Origin of the sequence: Bellilinea sp., assembly GCF_034432615.1 — a bacterium.
Taxonomy (GTDB): domain Bacteria; phylum Chloroflexota; class Anaerolineae; order Anaerolineales; family Anaerolineaceae; genus Bellilinea.
Genome location: NZ_DAOUBL010000225.1, coordinates 1 through 2,319, shown reverse-complemented (window position 1 = coordinate 2,319; position 2,319 = coordinate 1). Strand labels below are relative to the sequence as shown.

At 52.0% G+C, this 2,319-nt stretch carries 2 protein-coding genes and 1 pseudogene; all 3 read left to right on the top strand.

Annotated elements, in window-relative coordinates; translation table 11 throughout:
• Nucleotides 1-265: pseudogene (locus VAE48_RS09980) on the top strand (ABC transporter permease); the annotation flags it as partial.
• A 3-nt stretch (nucleotides 266-268) separates the two neighbouring features.
• Nucleotides 269-1,057, top strand: coding sequence for an Ig-like domain-containing protein (locus VAE48_RS09975; protein ID WP_322793177.1), 789 nt, complete (start codon nucleotides 269-271; stop codon nucleotides 1,055-1,057).
• Nucleotides 1,058-1,238: 181 nt separating this feature from the next.
• On the top strand, nucleotides 1,239-2,273 hold the full coding sequence (locus tag VAE48_RS09970; protein WP_322793176.1) for a BMP family ABC transporter substrate-binding protein: 1,035 nt from the start codon (nucleotides 1,239-1,241) through the stop codon (nucleotides 2,271-2,273).
• Nucleotides 2,274-2,319: the final 46 nt, after the last annotated feature.

Below are 2,319 nucleotides of genomic sequence, written 5' to 3'. Positions count from 1 at the left end.
CGGACCGCTGATGGCTATCGCCGCGGTTAATTTTGCCATCATGGTTTCCTCGCGCGTCAACGACCCGCGCATTGCAGAACAGATGGCAGCCGTATTGATCGTTCCGGTGCTGGCACTCCTGTTTGGACAGGTAGCCGGTTTGCTAGTCATCAACCAGCAATTGATGCTGATCGTCATTACTGCCCTGATTGTGATCGACATCTTTCTGATCTATCTCGGTGCGCGCCTGTTTCAGCGTGAAACCATTCTCACCCGTTGGAAGTGAATTATGAAAACAAAACATTCTCTCTCAATCTTTCAAATCCTATCCATTACTGCCAGCGCCCTAATCCTCAGCCTGTTGCTGACTTCCCCTGTAATGGCACAGGAAGGTTACCGGCTTCTGGTGGACCGCAACTTCGGCTTTTCGGCCGGCAGCCAGATTCGCGGCGATTTCACCCTCAAAATTTCAGGTGATCAGGATCATCTGGCATCGGTTACTTTTCTGTTGGATGGCGAGGAAATGGCAACGATCACCGAAGCGCCTTTCCGTTTTCGTTTCAATACCGGCAGTTACCCCGAAGGTGTTCACGAACTGAGCGCCCGGTTGACTTTGAAGGACGGCTCAACGATAACGTTATCACCACGGCGCTTTGAATTTGCCAGCAGCGAAGCCGAAAAGCAGGCCATTATCAAAATTGTGCTTCCTCTTTTGGCAGTGGTTTTGCTGCTAACAGTAATTGGCGGCGGCATACAAATGCTCACATTGCGCGGTAAGCCGGCCGGACGCTACGCCCCCGGTCAAGCACGCGATTATGGAGTTGCAGGCGGTGCGATTTGCCCCAAATGCCAGCGCCCAACCCCCCTTCACTTGTGGAGTATCAATCTGGCAGTCGGCAGGTTGGATCGTTGCGAAAACTGCGGACAATTCAGCCTGATGCGCCGACAACCGCTGGATGTGTTACGCGCTGCCGAAGCAGCCGAACTGCAAGCCGAAAGAGAGGCCCTGCCGGCAAAAGCCAAGAGCGAAGAAGAAAAGCTGCGCGAATTACTGGATCAATCCAGATTCCATGAGTGATCCAAAACCTCCAGCCGCCTGTCCGCCAGGCGGCTGGAACATCCCCCTCTCTCTCGTACACAATTGTCAAACTTCTCGGATAAAGCCAAAGAACGGGAGTATAATTCTCCCGTCATTTTTTGGTGGTTCAATTTGAGAAACCAAACCATTCCACGACAAGAGTACTTAAGGAGAATAGAAGATGAAAAAGCCCCTGTTTATTCTTTTAATTGTGGCTCTGCTCCTCAGTCTGGCAGCCTGCGCACCGGCAGCCAGCACCCAGGATCAGCCCAAGCGGGTCGTTTATCTGATCAATGGCGCGCTGGGCGATAACGCCTTCTACGATTCCGGCAAAGCCGGTATTGACAACATTGCCAGACAGTACGGGGTAGAAACCCGCACCATTGAATGCAACTTTGATGCCGGTAAGTATGAACCATCCTTGCGCGCCGCCGTGGATTTCGCAGATGTAATCTTTGTGATTTCCTACGGCTTTGAGGATCAACTGAAAGAGTTTGCCGATCAATATCCCAATAAAATCTTTGTCAACATTGATACGGTCGTCGAAAACAGCAAGAAAACCATCACCTCGGTGGACTTCATCGAGGAAGAGAGCGCCTACCTCGCCGGGGTTGTCGCCGGACTGGCAACCCTTGATACCAGCATCCCGAATATCAACGCCGATAAAATCATCGGCGTAGTCGGCGGTGATGTTGACCCGGTGGTCAATGCCTTTATTTTTGCTTACGAAAACGGCGCAAAATCGGTTGACCCTGAAATTCAGGTGTTGAAGAAATCACTGGGCGGCGCCTGGGATGACTCCGCACGCGGTAAACAGGCTGCTTTGCAGCTGTATGACCAGAAAGCGGATGTAGTCTTTCAGGTTGCGGCCGCTGCCGGCATCGGCGTGTTACAGGCCGCCCGTGAACGCCAGTTGTACGCCATTGGTGTGGATACCAACCAGAACGACCTCGAACCCGGTTATGTGATCGCCAGCGACATCAAAAACGTTGGCAAAGCCATCGAGGATGTCTATAAGACCATCAACGACGGCACTTACCAGCCCGGCCAGGTGCTGAAGTACGGCATTGCTCAGGGCGGTGTGGATATTGCCCTCGAAGCCCAGATCCAGGTTTTACCCCAATCCATCATAGATCAGGTGATGACACTGCGCCAGCAGATCATTGACGGCAGCCTGAAAATTGAACTGTACAACAATCAGGAAGTCTGGCAATAAGCAATCTGCCCAAATCGGATGTAATCTAAATTGAGATGGGTGAAGC